The organism is Hoylesella enoeca JCM 12259 (assembly GCF_000613405.1).
GTDB classification, from domain to species: domain Bacteria; phylum Bacteroidota; class Bacteroidia; order Bacteroidales; family Bacteroidaceae; genus Prevotella; species Prevotella enoeca.
Genome location: NZ_BAIX01000022.1, coordinates 1 through 16,429 on the forward strand (window position 1 = coordinate 1; position 16,429 = coordinate 16,429).

Sequence of the window (16,429 nt, forward strand, 5' to 3'; positions counted from 1 at the left end):
TCCGATGAGACCATGCACCTGCTGCATGAAGCAAAAAGAATCTCCGATGAGGCCATGCACCTGCTGCATGGAGCAAAAAGAATCTCCGATGGCTCATGCACCTGCTGCATGGAGCAAAAAGAATCTCCGATGGGCTCACGCACCTGCTGCATGGAGCAAAAAGAATCTCCGACGACGTGATACACCGGTTTGCAAAGGTGGAGACCAAAGATTTTTGTACTTGTTGAGTCGTTTATCAATCCTTTTTATAATGTTTATCATAGAATCTTTTCTTGACGACGACACCCGGAAAAGCCTTTTTACGGATCTGGACATCGAGTTCTGTTCCCAGTTTGGAATATTCGAAATCCACCAAAGCCATGCAAACGCTTTTATCGACAGACAGACAATGATAGCCCGTGGTGACTTCGCCCACCTGCTTCCCATCCTTGCAGACAGGGTAACCATGGCGAGGGATGGCGCGATCTTTCAGTTCGATGCCTACGAGTTTCTTGCCGAAGCCCTCGGTTTTCTGCTTGATGAGCGCTTCTTTACCGATAAATTCGGGCTTGTCTAACTTGCAAAACATGCCCAGTCCTGCCATTACGGGAGAAATATCCTTGCTGAGTTCGTCTCCGTAGAGCGGCAATCCAACTTCAAAGCGCAGCGTGTCGCGACAGCCTAAACCGCATGGTTTGCAGCGCTTGCTATCCATCAGCTTGTCCCATTGCAAGCGGATGAAATCGTGCGAGCCATATAGCTCGAATCCGTCTTCACCCGTATAGCCGGTTCGACTGATGATGATCGTTTCGCCGTTGTTGTCGATCGGTTTGGCCGTATAGAACACCATATCCTTGCAAGGAATGTTGAGCACGGTCTCGACGACGCTCTCTGCCTCGGGGCCTTGTATGGCCAGCTGTCCATAATAATCCGAACAATGATCGAGGGCTACATCGAATCCCTCTGCATGCTGACGCATCCAAGCCACATCTTTGTCGATATTGGCCGCATTGATCACGAGGAAAAACTCATTTTCTCCCATCTTATAGACAAGCAGATCATCGACAGTTCCTCCGTCGGGGTATAGCATCATGCCATAAAACACTTGTCCGATGGGGGCATGTGTCACGTCGTTGGTAAAAATATGATTCACATAGCGCTCTGCGTCGTTGCCCGTAACGTAGACTTCGCCCATGTGAGACACGTCGAAAACACCGCAATGCTCGCGCACGGCTTGATGTTCGTCGATGATAGATGTGTATTGAATCGGCATGTCGAATCCGCCGAACGGTTGCATCAGTGCACCTAATGCCACGTGCTTGTCGTAAAGACAAGTTCTCTTATTCTCCATATTTGTTAAGGTTTAATGATTAATTCGATTAAGTCTTTTTTAGTCAGGTTCATAATGATATCGTCCACTCGGTCGGGCAATGCGGCTGCAATGGCCTCTTCATTCAGGCGGACATTCTTCAAAGGTGTCAGCAAACGATTGTCTATATCGCCCGTGAGGAAATAGTCGCCCATCATATTAATCGCCTTGATGGTGTCGTTTTTCAGTTCGATTTGCACTTCAAATTCTCCCACGCCTTCGATTCTGCGATGCCGAATGACTGTATATCGCGGGTTGTTTCCATAGATAAACTCGGGCGAAAGATACTCTTTCTCGATCTCACTGATGGCTTCGATGTCGGTATCAGTCAGTTTCAACTCTTGGTTGCACAGCGTTTCTCTGACAGCCGACTTAAATTCGCTCAGCGAAATGCCTGTATAATCTTTCAGCAGAGCAATGCGTTGACGAATGCTTTGCACCCCTTTGCTGATCAACTTCTCGTTGGCCGGCGTGATGCTGCCCATCATGTGATCCATATTGGTGTCGTATAGCATTGTTCCATGCACGATGCTCCGCCCCGGCACATGATAGAAAGCATTTCCCGACACTTTTTTCCCATCGATGAGAATATCGTTCCGACCGCTTGCGACGGCGTCGATACCTAAGCGATTCAGCACCCGCACAATCGTTGTCAGATATTTATTGAAAGTGAAATTCACATTTTCATCTTTCGTCACATACGAAAACATCACGTTTCCCATGTCTGCATAGACACATCCTCCACCGCTTTTACGGCGCAGCACATCAATGTTGTGTTTCTTGCAGTAGTCGAGATTGATTTCGGTATCTATCAGTTGGTTTCGGCCCACTAACGCAAGAGGCTCTACTTGCCACATAAAGAAGTATTCGTCTTCATAGAAATGGCGTGCGATATGCTCCTCCATGGACAGATAGAAAGATGCTCGTCTGGGTTGATCGTATGGCAAAGCAACGTATATCATGATTCAAATTGGTCGGGTCAGTGTAATTTTCGTGCAAATGTAGTAAATAAAGATGAGGAACCACAAGGTTTTAAGATACTTTTTGAAAAGGGTAAAAAGCGAGTTGCGTTGCCAGCCTTTACAGCGTGCGAAATGGAGTGGGGTGGGGCGCTTGCTCTGTTGTCGCGAACTGTTGTGCCAATAAGGCTATTGCAATAGTTGCTTAGTTGTCTGCCAAGTAACGCTGAGTTGCGTGCCAAAGAAATGTTAGTTGCTATGCGATTAAGCGTTAGTTGCACGCCGATTAATCATTGATTGGAATGCGACTTGTAATTTTCTGCGAACAAAGGGAGGTCGTTTCAAAAAAAAGTATTTATCTTTGTGCGCATTATTAAATGTGAATTTGCGAGACCGAGAGTGGTCAGACAGAGGAGCGAAAGGATGAAAACGACGATTATTCAATATGTTTAAATCTATAAAACAGTAAACTATGAGATTGAGAAATCTACTCATTGTGGCCCTGCTGGCAGTGGTTTCGCTGGTGCAGGCACAGACGCAAATGCCGCCGATACCCGTGGATACGGCCGTGCGCATCGGTAAATTAGACAACGGATTGACTTATTATATCCGTTACAATAACTGGCCTGAACATCGCGCCAACTTCTATATCGCTCAGAAAGTGGGTTCGATACAAGAGGATGAGGCGCAACGTGGACTGGCACATTTCCTTGAACACATGTGCTTTAACGGCACCGATCATTTCAAAGGCAATGAACTCATCCGTTATTGCGAGTCGATCGGCGTGCAGTTTGGCCGCGATTTGAATGCTTATACGGCTATCGACCAGACGGTTTATAATATCGATAATGTGCCCACCACGCGTCAGAGCGCTCTTGACTCGTGTCTGCTGATTCTGCGCGATTGGGCTGCCGGTTTGACACTCGATCCTAAGGAGATTGATAAGGAACGCGGCGTGATTCATGAAGAATGGCGTTTGCGCACCAGTGCAAGCAGCAGGATGTTTGAACGCAATCTGCCTGCGCTCTATCCGAATTCCAAATATGGCGTGCGTTATCCTATCGGATTGATGAGTGTCGTAGACAATTTCAAACCGAAGGAATTGCGTGCTTATTATGAGAAATGGTATCATCCCAGCAACCAGGGAATTATTGTTGTGGGCGACGTGAATGTGGATCATGTTGAAGCCGAGATAAAAAAACTATTCGGAAGTCTGAAAAATCCTGCGAATGCAGCGCCCATTGTGGATGAGCCTGTGCCCGATACAGCTGATCCGATTGTGATTATTGATAAGGACAAAGAGCAAACTTCCAGCGCTGTCGACATCATGTTCAAGCATGATGTGTTCCCCGACGAGATGAAAAACTCAATGATTTATTTGGTCAATAATTATGTGAAGGGTGCTGCAATGAGCATGCTCAATCAGAGATTTAATGAGGCTTCGCAAAAGGCAGACTGCCCGTTTGTGGATGCTTCGGCATCGGATGACAGCTATATCTTCGCTAAGACCAAGGATGCTTTCACTATTTCGGTTACGCCCAAGGATCTTTCACAGGTGGCTCCGGCGCTGAAAGCAGCGCTGATCGAGGCTCGTCGCGCTGCCGAATACGGTTTCGTGCCCACGGAATACAGTCGTTACAAGGCTGATATGCTGAGTGCGATCGACAAGATGTACAGCAATCGCGACAAGCGTTACAGTTCTCAGTTTTACGCTGAATGCAAAGGCAATTTCCTTTCCAATGAACCGATGCCTTCGATCGATTATTATTGCACGACGATGAAGCAACTCGTGCCCAACATTCCACTTGAAGCTGTCAACGAATATATCAAAGAGTTGTTGCCTGCTAACGATAGCAATATGGTCATTGTCAACTTCAACAACGAGAAAGAAGGTAATGTTTATCCCACGAAAGCAGGCCTGTTGCAAGCCGTGAAAGATGCACGCGCTACGCAAATTGAGGCTTATGTGGATCATGTGAAGAACGAACCGCTGATCACAACGAAGCCGAAAGCCGGGCGAATAACCAAAGAAGTGAAGAATGCTAAGTTTGGTTATTCGGAACTCACACTGTCGAATGGTGCACGTGTGGTGCTGAAAAAGACCGATTATAAGAAAGATCAAGTGTTGCTTTCAGGTCAGGGCGAAGGTGGAAGCTCGCTTTATGGCCCGGCTGATTATATTAATGCGAATGTGTTTGACAATGTTATCGGTATCAGCGGACTTGCAAACTTTTCGAGTACAGAGCTTGGAAAAGCGCTCGCCGGTAAGATTGCGAATGCTAATCTCACAATGGACAGCAAGTATATGGGTGTCAGCGGCAATGCAACACCTAAGGATGTGGAGACGATGTTGCAGCTGGTTTACCTCTATTTTACTAGAATCAACAAGGATCAAAAGGCTTATGACAACTTTATCAGTCAGTTGAAAGTATCGTTGAAGAACCGTTCCATCTCTCCGGATGCGGCTTTCAGCGATTCGCTTACAGCCACACTCTATGGTCATAATCCGAGACTGGCTCCGCTGACAACGGCTCGTTTGAAAGACATCAATTATGATCGCATTCTTCAAATGGCTAAGGAACGTACGGCAAATGCTTCCGGTTGGACTTTCACGATCATCGGAAACTATGACGATGCAACCATTCGGCCGCTTATTTGTCAATATCTTGCAGCGCTTCCGGCCAAAGGGAAGATCGTCAAAGGTCATCGCACACGTGTGATGCAAGCAGGAATCATCGACAATCAGTTTGTTCGTAAGATGGAGACTCCTAAGGCTATGTCGTATATGATATGGCATAACGAGCAGCTTCCTTATACACTTGAAAATGCTATTAAAGCCGACATTGCCGGTCAAGTGCTGAGTATGGTTTACTTGAAAAAGATCCGTGAAGATGCCAGTGCTGCTTATTCGTGCGGCGCAGATGGCTCGGCTTCGATTCAAGACGACTATCACAACACCGTCATTTTGGCTTATTGCCCGATGAAACCAGAGAAAAAGCAACTGGCATTGGATATTATGCGTGCCGAAGTTCCGGCTTTGGCACAAAGTTGCGATGCCTCAATGCTCACCAAAGTAAAGGAATATATGCTCAAGCAAAACGATGATCAAGTCAAGACCAACGCTTATTGGGCGGGCGTGATCGATATGTATCGCAAATACGGAATCGATATTCACACTGATTATAAACGACTTGTCGGTGTGCAAACGCCACAGAGTATCTCTGCGTTTATGAAACAATTCCTCACTGCTAACAATCGAGTTACGGTAACAATGTTGCCGGATGAAATCAAGAAATGATAGTTTTGAGGAACTGAGGATATAACAATTAAGGAGTTAAGCCATTTGTTTTACATGGGACTTAACTCCTTAATTGTTTGTATTCCTGATGCTATTATCTTATAATTTACGGATAATCGTCAGTCCATCGCGCAATGGAAGGATGACGCGTTCTACTCGTCTGTCGGTCGCAACAAAGTCATTGAAACGTTCGATACCACTTGTTTGTCGGTCGTTATCATACGAACGGTCGATCACATGACCGTCCCAAAGCGTGTTATCGGCTAAGATATAGCCACCGGGACGCAGTATTGAAAGTGCCATTTCATAAGTATCGAGATATGTACGCTTGTCTCCGTCGATGAAAACCATATCAAATGTAATGCCTAATCGCGGTGCTTTGATATTCGCATCACCGATTATGAAATTGATTCGATCGGCTACCGCGCTCCCTTCCAACCACTGACGCGTGAAATCTTCCATCTCATCGTTGATCTCGAATGTCCACACTTGGCCGCCCGCTGATAATCCTTCGGCCAAACAAATGGCACTATAGCCGCTGAAAGTACCCACTTCGAGGATGTTTTTAGGCTTGATCATCGTGACCAACATTTTGAGAACACGCCCTTGTAAATGCCCGCTTGCCATTCGTCCATGCACCGTGTGGATATTTGTTGCACGATAAAGCCGATGCAAATAATCGCTTTCGGGATCGCTGTGGGCGAGGATATAAGCATCGAGAGCCTCTTCCTGATCTTCCGAAAGCGGATCGGTTTTTGTGAGCTTTATCATAGCTTACCTCTTTATTATGCCCGATGCGGACGCGAAACACGGGTGGTTAAATACTCGATGGCCAATTGATACGATTCCAATCCGAATCCAGCGATCACGCCGATACAGGCACAACTGATCATCGAATGATGCCGAAATGACTCGCGTTGATACACGTTCGATATGTGAACCTCAATCACCGGACATGTCACGGAGCGTATGCAATCCTGCAAGGCAATGCTCGTGTGTGTATAAGCGCCCGCATTCAATACAATGCCATCGTATTCGAAGCCCACCTCTTGCATCTTATCAATCAATTCTCCTTCCACATTACTCTGGTAGAAATCGATCTGAACGTCCACAAATCGTTGGCGCAAAGCTTCGAGAAAAGATTCAAACGACTCGCTGCCATATATCCCAGGCTCGCGCTTTCCGAGCAAATTCAGGTTTGGACCATTGATAATCTGTATCTTCATTTTCGTGTCTGAATGATTCGTTTAGGCAGCAAATTTAGTACAATTTTTCAAAATCCAAACCGCAATCTACACTTTTTCGCACCCTAAACGACCCTTTCCAAGAAAATCCTTAACTTTGCATTTCAACGTAAACAGAAGATGAAAACAGACGGAAATAACGCCAGCGGGATCATAAAAAAGTATTTGCGCTATCTCAAACTCGAACGAAATTATTCGCCGAACACCATCGACGGCTATCAGCGCGATCTCTGGAAACTTCTCGATTATCTCAATCGGGAAAATCTCCCGGTGCTCGATGTCAAACTCGAAGATCTCCAACATTTTGCTGCCACGCTTCATGAATTAGGGATCGGACCCTCTTCACAGGCACGAATAATAAGCGGAATTCGATCGTTTTATCGTTTTCTGCTGCTCGACGGCTATCTCACCGTCGACCCGACAGAGCTTCTCGAGTCGCCCACATTAGGCGAACACCTGCCCGAAGTGCTCTCAACGGCCGAAGTAGACATGCTCGAAGCGAGTTTCGACATGTCTAAACCCGAGGCACATCGCAACAGAGCGATCATCGAAGTGTTGTTTTCCTGCGGCCTGCGCGTGTCCGAACTCACTCATCTCCGGCTTTCCAATCTTTTTCTCAACGATCGTTTCATCCGTGTTTTGGGCAAAGGCAGTAAAGAAAGGCTCGTTCCCATCTCGCCCAAAGCTATCCATGAACTCAATCTTTGGTTTGAAGATCGCCGTCGGATGGACATCAAACCCGGCGAGGAAGATTATGTTTTCCTCAACCGACGCGGTTCACATCTCACCCGAACGATGATTCTCATCATGATCAAACGCCAGGCTTTGGAGGCCGGTATCACCAAAACGATCTCTCCGCACACGTTTCGTCATTCTTTTGCCACAGCTCTTTTGGAGGGCGGCGCAGATCTGCGCGCGATCCAAGCGATGCTCGGACACGAAGACATCAGCACCACCGAGATTTATACGCACATCGATACCACCACGCTCCGACAGGAAATCCTTGATCATCATCCCCGTAATCGAGTAAGAAAGAGCGAGGAGATGAGGCATAAGTAATCAAGAAGCAAGTCGCGAGGAGATGAGTAGTAAAAAATTATTACTCCCAATCTGCTTACCTTTTCATTATTTACTACTCATCTTCTCGCAAGTTGTTCCCTGACCATTTGTTCCAATTCCCTTTGCAACTAATGGTTAATCGTCGTGCAACTCACCGTTAGTCGTGTTGCAATTAACGGTTAGTTGAAATGCGAAAAAATAATGATGCCCGACAAGCTGACTGTCGGGCATTTGTTTTATGGTATCGTTTTGCTGCGCACAAACTCGTCGAATTGAGGACGAAAGCCATTGAAAACGCTGATATCCACTTCTCCGTGGATGCCCCGAATGCGGCCGTCGGGGCAGAGTTGCCAATACACCAAGCGTACGTCGGGCTTGTATTCGCCGTAGCGGGCAATCCAAACGTCGTATTGTTTTTTGATGTCCGGGGCCAGCGGCAGGTATCGGTTGACAAACATCTGACTGACATACAGCACAGGGCGGGTGCCTATTCGTCGGTGAACGATGCGTAACCACGTGCGGATATGCTTGAAAAGCACTTGTGGACCACCTATTTTGCTGATCTGTTTGGGTGTCGGTTCTACATCGAGAACGGGTGGAAAGTCGCCTTTTCGGAAGTGACTGTGCCGCAGAAAATAGGTTGCTTGGACGGCCGGATGGCTCAATGTGGAGAAAAAATGATAGCTACCCACGTGCAATCCATGGGCTTTGGCTTGCCGATAATCGGTCGAATAATATGGATTCCGCACTGTTTTGCCTTCGGTCGACTTGATATAGACGAACGAAATGGGGTAATCGACAGCTCCGTTGACACGTTTTCGGCTGATCGTTCCTAAATGCGCGATGCGGATTCGATTCCAATGAATGGCGTAACGACGCTTACCGGCGATGTGTTGATATTTAGAAATATCGATGCCATAGATGCGTTCTGAGGTGTAAAGCACGCGTTCTCCATAGTATTTATCGCGTTTCCATTCACCGGCTTTGATGTGGTGGTGAGCCGAAAGGAGGAACCCAAACCCATCGCGGCGGTCGTTTTGCCATCTGCCTTCATACGTGTCGCCGTTGGTATAGATGTATCGGCCGTGCCCGTGGGCCATTCCTCGCCGATCCATCTGTCCGATATAAATACCTGAAACGTCGTGGCGTGTACCGCTGATGAGTGTATCTGCGTGCCAGATTCCATCGATAGTGCGACCCAAACTGTCGTGCGTCAGTCCGCGACCATAGCGTTTTCCGGCCCGCCATTGCCCCGAATAAATGAGGCTGTCGCCGATACTGAGCTCACCATAACCGTTGAATCGGTCGTTATGCAACTCACCATTATAGTGCATTCGACCATAAATGTGTGTGCCGAAACGAGCTGCATGGTGTTTGTTTTCATGGTTGCATGCCAAGAGAAAAACCGTTAGCAACAGGGTGATTAGCCCTTGATAAAACTTCTTCATACCCTTATTTTGCTTTCTCAGACAACTGAGTTACGCGACTACGGCTGATGAGTTGACCGCCAGAAAGCGTACCGATATAAATTCCGTTGGCTGAAAACAAAGGTGAACCATCTGCAACCAATAGTTTCGGAAGGCCATAAACGCGCCCTTGCCGATAGATTCCTGTAATGTTTCCGGGGCATATCGAATCTGGCGAAGCAAGCTGGAGTGCGAGTCCCGGATGGCTAACTGTTTTGACGACAGTCATTATCGGTTGGTGCCAAGGCAGCAAATTCACAGCACAAATACCGTCGGGCGTATGCTGGTCAACGGTTTGCAACAGGGCGAGTTTGTCTTTGTCGTTTCGCCGGATCAGCTTAGCGGCTATTCGCTGCGGCGTTTGTCCGTTACCATAATATAATAAGGTGTAGGTTGTCCGGCGGTGAATCGTAATCTTGGATTGTGCTGTCAGTCGTTTGATGACAGCCAAAACGCTGTCCGTCCGTTGTTGTTCGTGGCGTAGCTTAGCGGCATATTGCGAGATGGTATGAAATCCTTCGTCTTGCACACCGTGTACACGGAGATAATAATTAAGTTCATCTGCGATACTGATTAGGCTGTCGTGATGGGCCGTAAAGATGGTTTTAAGTTGACGAATCACGTGGTTTGTCACTGCGGAATCATTGCTTCGGGCGAGTGGTGAGGGGATTCCCGCTGTCACAACATGCCCTTGACAGGAGGGAAGGATCATACAACGGTTGATCCAAAAGCCTGCATTGAAACGCACGTTTTTGTGTAATGAGTCTTTGATTGTCGTGGCATGAGCGAGCGAAGAAGCCGAATTGATGTTGCCGACGAACAGTTTTGGGTGTCCATCAATGCTGATTTCATCATACGATTTTATCTCGATCACAGCAGTGCAACGCATGATTTCCGTGTCGGAATACCTGAAAGAAAACCATGCCAAGATGCCCGACACCATGAGGATCAATGCAAAGAGCATACTGTAAATCAGCTTTTTGCGATGTCTTTTCATAGCTTTGTGGCCTTATTTCGCAGGTAATTGTCAAGGATAACCATTGCAGCCATTGCCTCAACAATGGGCACTGCGCGGGGCACCACGCATGGATCGTGGCGCCCGTGAGCCTTGAATCGGGTGGGAGAGCCGTCTGTTTTTACAGTGTCTTGCGGCATTAGAAGTGTTGCCACGGGCTTGAATGCCACGCGAAAATAAATATCTTCGCCGTTGCTAATACCTCCTTGGATGCCCCCGCTGTGGTTGGTCACGGTGTGAATACGACCGTTTTCGCCGGTAAAGACATCGTTTTCTTTATCGCCAAAATGCGTAACAGCATCGAAACCATCACCGTATTCGAAGCCTTTTGCAGCGTTGATACCCAGCATTGCGGCGCCAAGTTGTGCGTGAAGTTTACCGAATTCGGGTTCGCCCAAGCTCACAGGGCAACCCTGAATAATGCAGGTAACGATACCTCCGACTGTGTTTCCCGCTGTTTTTGTGTGCAGAATGAGGGCTGCCATACGTTCGGCCGTCTCGGGATCGGGGCAACGTACGCTGTTGGTCTCGGTCTTTGAGAGATCGTAATGCCTGTAACCGTGTTCCATGGCGATGTCGCCCACTTGCGAGACATAGGCTTTGACGGTGATGCCGAGTTGTTTTAGGGCCAGCTTAGCCAATGCTCCGCCCACGCAACGGGCCACGGTTATACGGGCCGATGAGCGTCCGCCGCCGCGGTAATCACGTAAGCCGAACTTTTGAAAGTAGGTGAAATCAGCGTGCGAAGGCCGAAAAAGGTTGCGCATGTCATCATAATCGCCACTGTGCTGATCGCTGTTTCGGATGACGAATCCGATAGGACTGCCCGTCGATTGCCCCTCGAATACGCCGCTGAGAAGTTCCACCGAGTCGGTTTCCTGCCTGCTCGTAGTGAGCGAACTCTGCCCCGGTCGACGTCGATTAAGTTCGTTTTGAATGAACTCCAAATCAATATCGATGCCTGCCGGATAACCGTCAACGATGCCTCCGATGGCTTCACCGTGGCTCTCTCCAAATGTTGTGAGTGTTAAAAGCGTGCCGAAAGTGTTGCGCATTAGTGTTTATGCCCGCAGTGGCATTCGTGATCGTGGTCGTGATGATGGTGTCCACAATTGCAACCTTCACCTTCTTTGTGGTCATGATGATGGTGTCCGCAGCTGCAATCTTCACCTTCTTTGTGGTCATGGTGTTGATGCCCGCAACCACAACTACAACTTTCTTCTCCGTGCATATTGTTTATAATGTTTTGAATTTCTTCGTTGGTGGCCTCGCGATTCTCGATGATTTCGCCCTCGAAACGCAGTTCTTTACCGGCTAACGGATGATTAAGGTCCATCTTCACTTTGTCTTCCGAGATGTCGAGTACGCGTCCGTTAAAGCGATGCCCGTCCTCGTTTTGCAAAGGAACAACGGCTCCTGGGAAGATATTTTCATGATCGAAATGATTATTTATAGTGAAAATAGCCTTGTCTAAATCCAATACATGCTCCTCAGAATAGGTTCCATAGGCTTTTTCGGGAGTGAGATTGAAGTCGAATTTCTCACCTTTGGATAGTCCGCTGACGGCTTTCTCGAAGTCGTCCAAAGTGATATTGAAGCCGCTGAGGAACTGAAACGGTTTGTCAGCTGTGGCTTCTTCCACTAATTCCTGTTTGCCGTCGGCGATAGTGTAGAGCTTATACGCCACGGCAATAAACTTGTTGGGTTGATTGTCCATTTGTTATTCGGTTATTGATCTGATGTGCAAAGGTACGCATTTTTATGGAGATGCAACGGGGGCGATGGATAATTTGTCACTGATTGTAGGTATTTGGCTTTTTGATTAACGCTTTTTCGTCGTGTCATTAAGCATTAGTTGCATGGTGATTAACGGTATTTTGTAATGAAAGAAAAAGCGAAGCTGAAACGGGGCGATGCATACTTATTCGTAGGTATTTTATCAAAATCCCTATTTTTAGGTATTGTGTCGTTTTTGTTTAGTCAGTATCTTTGCAGCGTTGTTAAGAAAATAATTGACTAAAAACATACAGACAATGAAAAAAACAATTGTAGTATACGGTTCCTCTACGGGAACATGTCAGAGCATTGCAGAGACAATTGCAAGTAAATTAGGTGTAGAAGCTATCGACGTTACAAAGTTCGATGCCAGCGTTATTGCTGCCAACGATAACCTCCTTTTGGGTACTTCCACTTGGGGAGCAGGTGAGTTGCAGGACGATTGGTATGATGGCTTAAACGTATTGAAAGCTGCTGACCTTGCAGGCAAAACCGTTGCCGTATTCGGTTGTGGTGATTCCGAATCTTATTCAGATACTTTCTGCGGTGCGATGGCTGAAATCTACAATGCTGCTAAGGATGCAGGCGCAACATTGGTAGGCGAAGTTTCGACCGACGGTTATACTTACGATGACAGCGAAGCCGTTGTAGATGATAAGTTCGTGGGTCTCGCTCTCGATGATGTCAATGAAGACGACAAAACCGAAGGACGTATTGACGCTTGGCTCGAAGTCATCAAACCTGCTCTGTAAAGAGCCGATTACCTAATCGTATAGTCGTATGATGCAGACCGATTTGATGTCAGCCGACATGAAAGTGCTGATGAATCACATATACGAATATCAAAAAGGCGTGCGCCGAATGGTGCTCTATACTGCCAACAGACGCTACGAAAAGTTTGCCGTTAAGCGTCTCTCGCATCAGCATATCGACTATATCATCCAACCGGTGGGCACGGATCGGATGAATCTTTTCTTCGGTCGAAAAGAGTGTTTGGATACAATCAGGATGATGGTAACGCGCCCGCTCAACCAGCTTAGCCCCGAAGAGGATTTCATTTTGGGTGCAATGCTCGGTTATGATATCTGCGCGCAGTGCGAGCGTTATTGTGAACGCAAGTGTCGTTCGTGCGAAAACGCAGTATAATTTAGGATAAACATTAGATCTTGTTCGCTAAATGTAATTCATAATGTTTTTGTATAATGCCGGGGTTAGCTGTGAAGCTGACCCCTTGCTGTTTATGATCAACCGAGCACATATTCCTCACACTTTTCTTTTAAAACATTTGCACGTTTAAGATTAATTATTTACCTTTGCCGCCGATTCTTCGCCTTCGCCCCCTAAGTTAGGGGGTTGGGGTCTGAACAAAAAAGAGATGATTAAACAAACAAATATAAACAACAGCGCGATGCAAAAGAACTCCAATTCTCTTGCATCTTTTAACGGTTTATATTTGCATATCTCGGAAAAAGTCTTAACACACACATCTTACCTGGCATAAACGCCTTTCACTCTCACCCTACGCGCGCGCGAGGGGAGACGACTAATCCCCAATAAACAAAGGGCTTCTCGGAGTTCCCTTTGTTCCTTTTTTCATGTCCTTTTGCCAACGGCAAGGGGGAAATTTTCACGAATTATTCACTCAAAAACATAGCGATTATGAAACAAAAACAATTAGAGAGATGGGCTTATGCGAAGCCCGCAGTAACAATCAATCCAGTCGACGCAGAGTCACTGCTGTCGACAGGTTCTCATTTCAACGGAGGCCACAACCAAGGCCACGTGGGTGGCGGCGGAGGCGACGCCAAACAAGGATGGTTTGAGGAAGAGGAGGAGGACCCCAACCCCGCAGAAGAGAGAAATTATCAATTGTGGAACGAATAATTAATTAGAAACAACATGAAGACAAACATTGCATCAATATTCGCCGCCGCAACACTCGCACTATTCACGGCATCTTGCGCGAACGAAGAAACAACAAAGCCGGAAGCCAATCCTGAAGCACCAGCTGCAGGCATGACCTTCGTCGGCGGCAGCGCCGTCAAAACCCGCACATCGCTCGACGTGACACTGCCTGGCGGCACAACCGTAGATTATTTCTGGGAGCCGAGCGACAAGATTTGGACGGCCGACGGAGCCACGGGCACGGCCCAGATCACGAGCAAGTCGGCCACAGCCAATTTCCGCATGTCGAAGGCTTACACGACGTCGACCGTAGAAGTGTATTACCCCGGCCAGAATGCGTCGGCCTATAACCAAGTGACGATCGCAACGAATCAAACGCAGACGGAACCCAACTCAACCAAGCATCTCGGCGCAGCCGGCGACTGCGGCACAGCAATAGCCCACCGACAGTCGGACAACAGTTACAAGTTCGACCTCGACCATAAGGCATCCTACCTCTGTCTGTTGCCCCGCACGCCGAATAAGCTCGTCAGCACCTATATCTCGCAAATCAAGATCACGGCAGACAACAACATAGCCGGCACCTACACGCTAACTAATACAGGCTTGACTGGCAGCGGATCGTCCAACACGATTACCATTACCACCAGCGGCAGTTCTCACCCCAACGGCTTCCCCCTCAACAACGCCGCCACCAGTCAGAGCACCAACGCCATTTATGCCGTCATCGCCCCGGGTACACACGCCCTCACCATCGAATACACCATTAAAGACGTTGTGACAAACGTTGGCGGAACGATCACCAAGACCATCGCCTCAACTGCGTATGATGAGAACACCGTCTACCCGCTCACGGCCAATATCAATCCTAAGGATTACAGTGACATGAAATATTATATGTGGGATGCCGCCGTGGGTCAGGATTATTGGAAAGGCTATGAAAGCGTCCAACCGAAGCTCAACGGCGATAGCAACAGCAACTACCCCAAAAGCGGAGACCCTCGCTATTTACAACCCGGTTATGATAGCTACGGTCTGGATGATGCAAAATATTCATGTAAGGACTGCTTTAGTTTGAACAGATTAACCTGGTATATGGATAAGGGTAAACCTCATTGGGATAACAGCAGCTGCTGGAGTGTCGCAGGGCATCTTTATACCGGCGGACTTTGGATGAAGAAAATCAGTGTTATAGCCACAGAAACCGGCAACACCCTTGCGTATCTTGATGCCAACGGCTCCGATGGCTATCACTATGGAGGCGTTGAGAATCCCGTTGCTCATTCTGTCTCAGTTTCTGCCACGGGAAAACCTGCTAATTCAGGTGATTACTTCTTTTTGCCCGCTATGGGGCAATATACCGAAGGGAAATTGACGGATAGAGGGATTCAAGGATATTTTTGGACAAGCAATGCTTTTAGCTTCAACCATTTTTTCGGTTATAGGGATGCTTTTGTGTTCCAATTTAATAGCACGACCATTCAATTTTATGGTAAAAGTGCTTATACTATCGGTGGAAATCTAGACTCGGGCAACCCATTAGGGATAGAGCAATAGGACTACCAAAACTCCCGAGTATATGATGCAGCTATCAGCAGAGAAACAATTTTAATTCACATATTTATTAATCCGCTTATGAACGAGAAAGGGACGAGGATGGGAGGCGCTGTGAGGAGGGCCGAGATGTGGTCCCAGGATGCACGATGTCTAGTCCTAGGACACATGATGTCTAGTCCTAGGACAGATGAGATGTAGTCCTAGGACAGATGATGTGAAGTCCTACTTCGGACAAGCCGCTGTCCTCGTTTCGATTTCGTCCATAGGCACAAAACATGTAAAATTATGGCATTTTGGAAAAAGATTCTGATGAAGATCAACAACCGGTGGTACCCCAAATCAGTGTTGGTGGGCGGCCCCGTATCGACGGCTCAGATTGCAAGGCGGCTGGCCGACGAATCGACCATTAGTCCTGCCGACGTGATGGCGGTGCTCACGGCGCTGGCTCACGTGATGGCCGACTACATGGCGCAAGGCCGATCGGTAAAGCTCGACGGCATCGGCACGTTCTATTTCACCGCCGTGGCTGCCAAAGGCGGTGCGGCTACCGAGAAAGAGGTGACGGCCAACATGATTACAGGCGTTCGCGTGCGCTTTATTCCCGAAACGCGTTTCAGCAAGAATGGCGCAGGTAGCGCTGCCGGCAAACGCGCCATCCGCGGTCTGTCGGACGTGGAGATCGAGTGGGAGGAATGGAAAGGCGAAGAGAAGAAAAAGCCCGCGAAACCTAAACCTTAGAAAGGTGAAAAAGTGATTTAAAAGTGAAAAGGTGAAAGAGTGAAAGGGTGAAAAGATGCTGGTG

Annotated in this window: 16 protein-coding genes; 8 read left to right on the forward strand and 8 right to left on the reverse strand. The window is 47.6% G+C overall.

Going from position 1 to position 16,429, the window contains the following annotated elements; genetic code table 11:
- A partial coding sequence (locus tag JCM12259_RS17300) for a hypothetical protein (RefSeq protein ID WP_036888754.1) occupies nucleotides 1–180 on the forward strand: 180 nt, incomplete at its 5' end.
- Between the two features lie 55 nt (nucleotides 181–235).
- Here the strand turns inward: JCM12259_RS17300 and gcvT are convergent.
- Both gcvT and lplA read right to left on the reverse strand, forming a co-directional pair.
- Nucleotides 236–1,330, reverse strand: a complete 1,095-nt coding sequence (gene gcvT / locus JCM12259_RS07695; RefSeq protein ID WP_025066019.1) for a glycine cleavage system aminomethyltransferase GcvT — start codon at nucleotides 1,328–1,330, stop codon at nucleotides 236–238.
- 5 nt (nucleotides 1,331–1,335) lie between these two features.
- Entirely contained in the window at nucleotides 1,336–2,310 is a 975-nt protein-coding gene (lplA, locus tag JCM12259_RS07700) for a lipoate--protein ligase (protein WP_025066020.1), read from the reverse strand.
- 469 nt (nucleotides 2,311–2,779) lie between these two features.
- Between lplA and JCM12259_RS07705 the strand changes: the two genes are divergently transcribed.
- Nucleotides 2,780–5,605, forward strand: a complete 2,826-nt coding sequence (locus JCM12259_RS07705; protein WP_025066021.1) for a M16 family metallopeptidase — start codon at nucleotides 2,780–2,782, stop codon at nucleotides 5,603–5,605.
- 99 nt (nucleotides 5,606–5,704) lie between these two features.
- Here the strand turns inward: JCM12259_RS07705 and JCM12259_RS07710 are convergent, their stop codons facing one another.
- Complete coding sequence (locus JCM12259_RS07710) at nucleotides 5,705–6,376, reverse strand: O-methyltransferase (RefSeq protein WP_025066022.1); 672 nt, start codon at nucleotides 6,374–6,376, stop codon at nucleotides 5,705–5,707.
- Nucleotides 6,377–6,390: 14 nt separating this feature from the next.
- Nucleotides 6,391–6,831, reverse strand: coding sequence for a type II 3-dehydroquinate dehydratase (gene aroQ, locus JCM12259_RS07715; protein WP_025066023.1), 441 nt, complete (start codon nucleotides 6,829–6,831; stop codon nucleotides 6,391–6,393).
- A 138-nt stretch (nucleotides 6,832–6,969) separates the two neighbouring features.
- On the opposite strand from aroQ, the gene JCM12259_RS07720 reads away from it, so the two are divergent.
- A complete protein-coding gene (locus JCM12259_RS07720; RefSeq protein WP_025066024.1) occupies nucleotides 6,970–7,908 on the forward strand; it encodes a site-specific tyrosine recombinase in 939 nt (312 codons plus the stop codon).
- A gap of 236 nt (nucleotides 7,909–8,144) precedes the next feature.
- Here the strand turns inward: JCM12259_RS07720 and JCM12259_RS07725 are convergent, their stop codons facing one another.
- From JCM12259_RS07725 to JCM12259_RS07740, 4 genes are read right to left on the reverse strand one after another with little or no spacing between them, the layout of a single operon-like run.
- Nucleotides 8,145–9,356 carry a GH25 family lysozyme gene (locus JCM12259_RS07725; RefSeq protein WP_025066025.1) on the reverse strand — a complete coding sequence of 404 codons (1,212 nt, stop codon included), beginning with the start codon at nucleotides 9,354–9,356 and terminating at the stop codon, nucleotides 8,145–8,147.
- 4 nt (nucleotides 9,357–9,360) lie between these two features.
- Nucleotides 9,361–10,371, reverse strand: coding sequence for a hypothetical protein (locus JCM12259_RS07730; protein ID WP_025066026.1), 1,011 nt, complete (start codon nucleotides 10,369–10,371; stop codon nucleotides 9,361–9,363).
- Nucleotides 10,368–11,444 carry a chorismate synthase gene (aroC, locus tag JCM12259_RS07735; RefSeq protein WP_025066027.1) on the reverse strand — a complete coding sequence of 359 codons (1,077 nt, stop codon included), beginning with the start codon at nucleotides 11,442–11,444 and terminating at the stop codon, nucleotides 10,368–10,370. The genes JCM12259_RS07730 and aroC overlap by 4 nt, the downstream gene beginning before the upstream one ends.
- On the reverse strand, nucleotides 11,444–12,106 hold the full coding sequence (locus JCM12259_RS07740; RefSeq protein ID WP_025066028.1) for an FKBP-type peptidyl-prolyl cis-trans isomerase: 663 nt from the start codon (nucleotides 12,104–12,106) through the stop codon (nucleotides 11,444–11,446). The genes aroC and JCM12259_RS07740 overlap by 1 nt, the downstream gene beginning before the upstream one ends.
- A 316-nt stretch (nucleotides 12,107–12,422) precedes the next feature.
- On the opposite strand from JCM12259_RS07740, the gene fldA reads away from it, so the two are divergent.
- The 5 genes from fldA (at nucleotide 12,423) to JCM12259_RS07770 (ending at nucleotide 16,365) form a co-directional block, all read left to right on the forward strand.
- Entirely contained in the window at nucleotides 12,423–12,917 is a 495-nt protein-coding gene (gene fldA, locus JCM12259_RS07750) for a flavodoxin FldA (protein ID WP_025066029.1), read from the forward strand.
- Between the two features lie 28 nt (nucleotides 12,918–12,945).
- Nucleotides 12,946–13,311: a DUF2023 family protein gene (locus tag JCM12259_RS07755; RefSeq protein WP_036888759.1), complete on the forward strand. Its 366-nt coding sequence runs from the start codon at nucleotides 12,946–12,948 to the stop codon at nucleotides 13,309–13,311.
- A 513-nt stretch (nucleotides 13,312–13,824) separates the two neighbouring features.
- Nucleotides 13,825–14,049, forward strand: coding sequence for a hypothetical protein (locus JCM12259_RS07760; protein ID WP_025066031.1), 225 nt, complete (start codon nucleotides 13,825–13,827; stop codon nucleotides 14,047–14,049).
- A 15-nt stretch (nucleotides 14,050–14,064) separates the two neighbouring features.
- Nucleotides 14,065–15,627 carry a hypothetical protein gene (locus JCM12259_RS07765; RefSeq protein ID WP_025066032.1) on the forward strand — a complete coding sequence of 521 codons (1,563 nt, stop codon included), beginning with the start codon at nucleotides 14,065–14,067 and terminating at the stop codon, nucleotides 15,625–15,627.
- Between the two features lie 285 nt (nucleotides 15,628–15,912).
- A complete protein-coding gene (locus tag JCM12259_RS07770) occupies nucleotides 15,913–16,365 on the forward strand; it encodes an HU family DNA-binding protein (protein ID WP_025066033.1) in 453 nt (150 codons plus the stop codon).
- The last annotated feature ends 64 nt before the right edge of the window (nucleotides 16,366–16,429 follow it).

Coding starts and splice junctions, on each gene's coding strand:
- JCM12259_RS07770 (WP_025066033.1), top strand. CDS start 15,913: ATGGCATTTTGGAAAAAGATTCTGATGAAGATCAACAACCGGTGGTAC.
- fldA (WP_025066029.1), top strand. CDS start 12,423: ATGAAAAAAACAATTGTAGTATACGGTTCCTCTACGGGAACATGTCAG.
- JCM12259_RS07730 (WP_025066026.1), bottom strand. CDS start 10,371: ATGAAAAGACATCGCAAAAAGCTGATTTACAGTATGCTCTTTGCATTG.
- JCM12259_RS07740 (WP_025066028.1), bottom strand. CDS start 12,106: ATGGACAATCAACCCAACAAGTTTATTGCCGTGGCGTATAAGCTCTAC.
- JCM12259_RS07725 (WP_025066025.1), bottom strand. CDS start 9,356: ATGAAGAAGTTTTATCAAGGGCTAATCACCCTGTTGCTAACGGTTTTT.
- JCM12259_RS07755 (WP_036888759.1), top strand. CDS start 12,946: ATGATGCAGACCGATTTGATGTCAGCCGACATGAAAGTGCTGATGAAT.
- aroC (WP_025066027.1), bottom strand. CDS start 11,444: ATGCGCAACACTTTCGGCACGCTTTTAACACTCACAACATTTGGAGAG.
- gcvT (WP_025066019.1), bottom strand. CDS start 1,330: ATGGAGAATAAGAGAACTTGTCTTTACGACAAGCACGTGGCATTAGGT.
- JCM12259_RS07760 (WP_025066031.1), top strand. CDS start 13,825: ATGAAACAAAAACAATTAGAGAGATGGGCTTATGCGAAGCCCGCAGTA.
- JCM12259_RS07720 (WP_025066024.1), top strand. CDS start 6,970: ATGAAAACAGACGGAAATAACGCCAGCGGGATCATAAAAAAGTATTTG.
- lplA (WP_025066020.1), bottom strand. CDS start 2,310: ATGATATACGTTGCTTTGCCATACGATCAACCCAGACGAGCATCTTTC.
- aroQ (WP_025066023.1), bottom strand. CDS start 6,831: ATGAAGATACAGATTATCAATGGTCCAAACCTGAATTTGCTCGGAAAG.
- JCM12259_RS07765 (WP_025066032.1), top strand. CDS start 14,065: ATGAAGACAAACATTGCATCAATATTCGCCGCCGCAACACTCGCACTA.
- JCM12259_RS07710 (WP_025066022.1), bottom strand. CDS start 6,376: ATGATAAAGCTCACAAAAACCGATCCGCTTTCGGAAGATCAGGAAGAG.
- JCM12259_RS07705 (WP_025066021.1), top strand. CDS start 2,780: ATGAGATTGAGAAATCTACTCATTGTGGCCCTGCTGGCAGTGGTTTCG.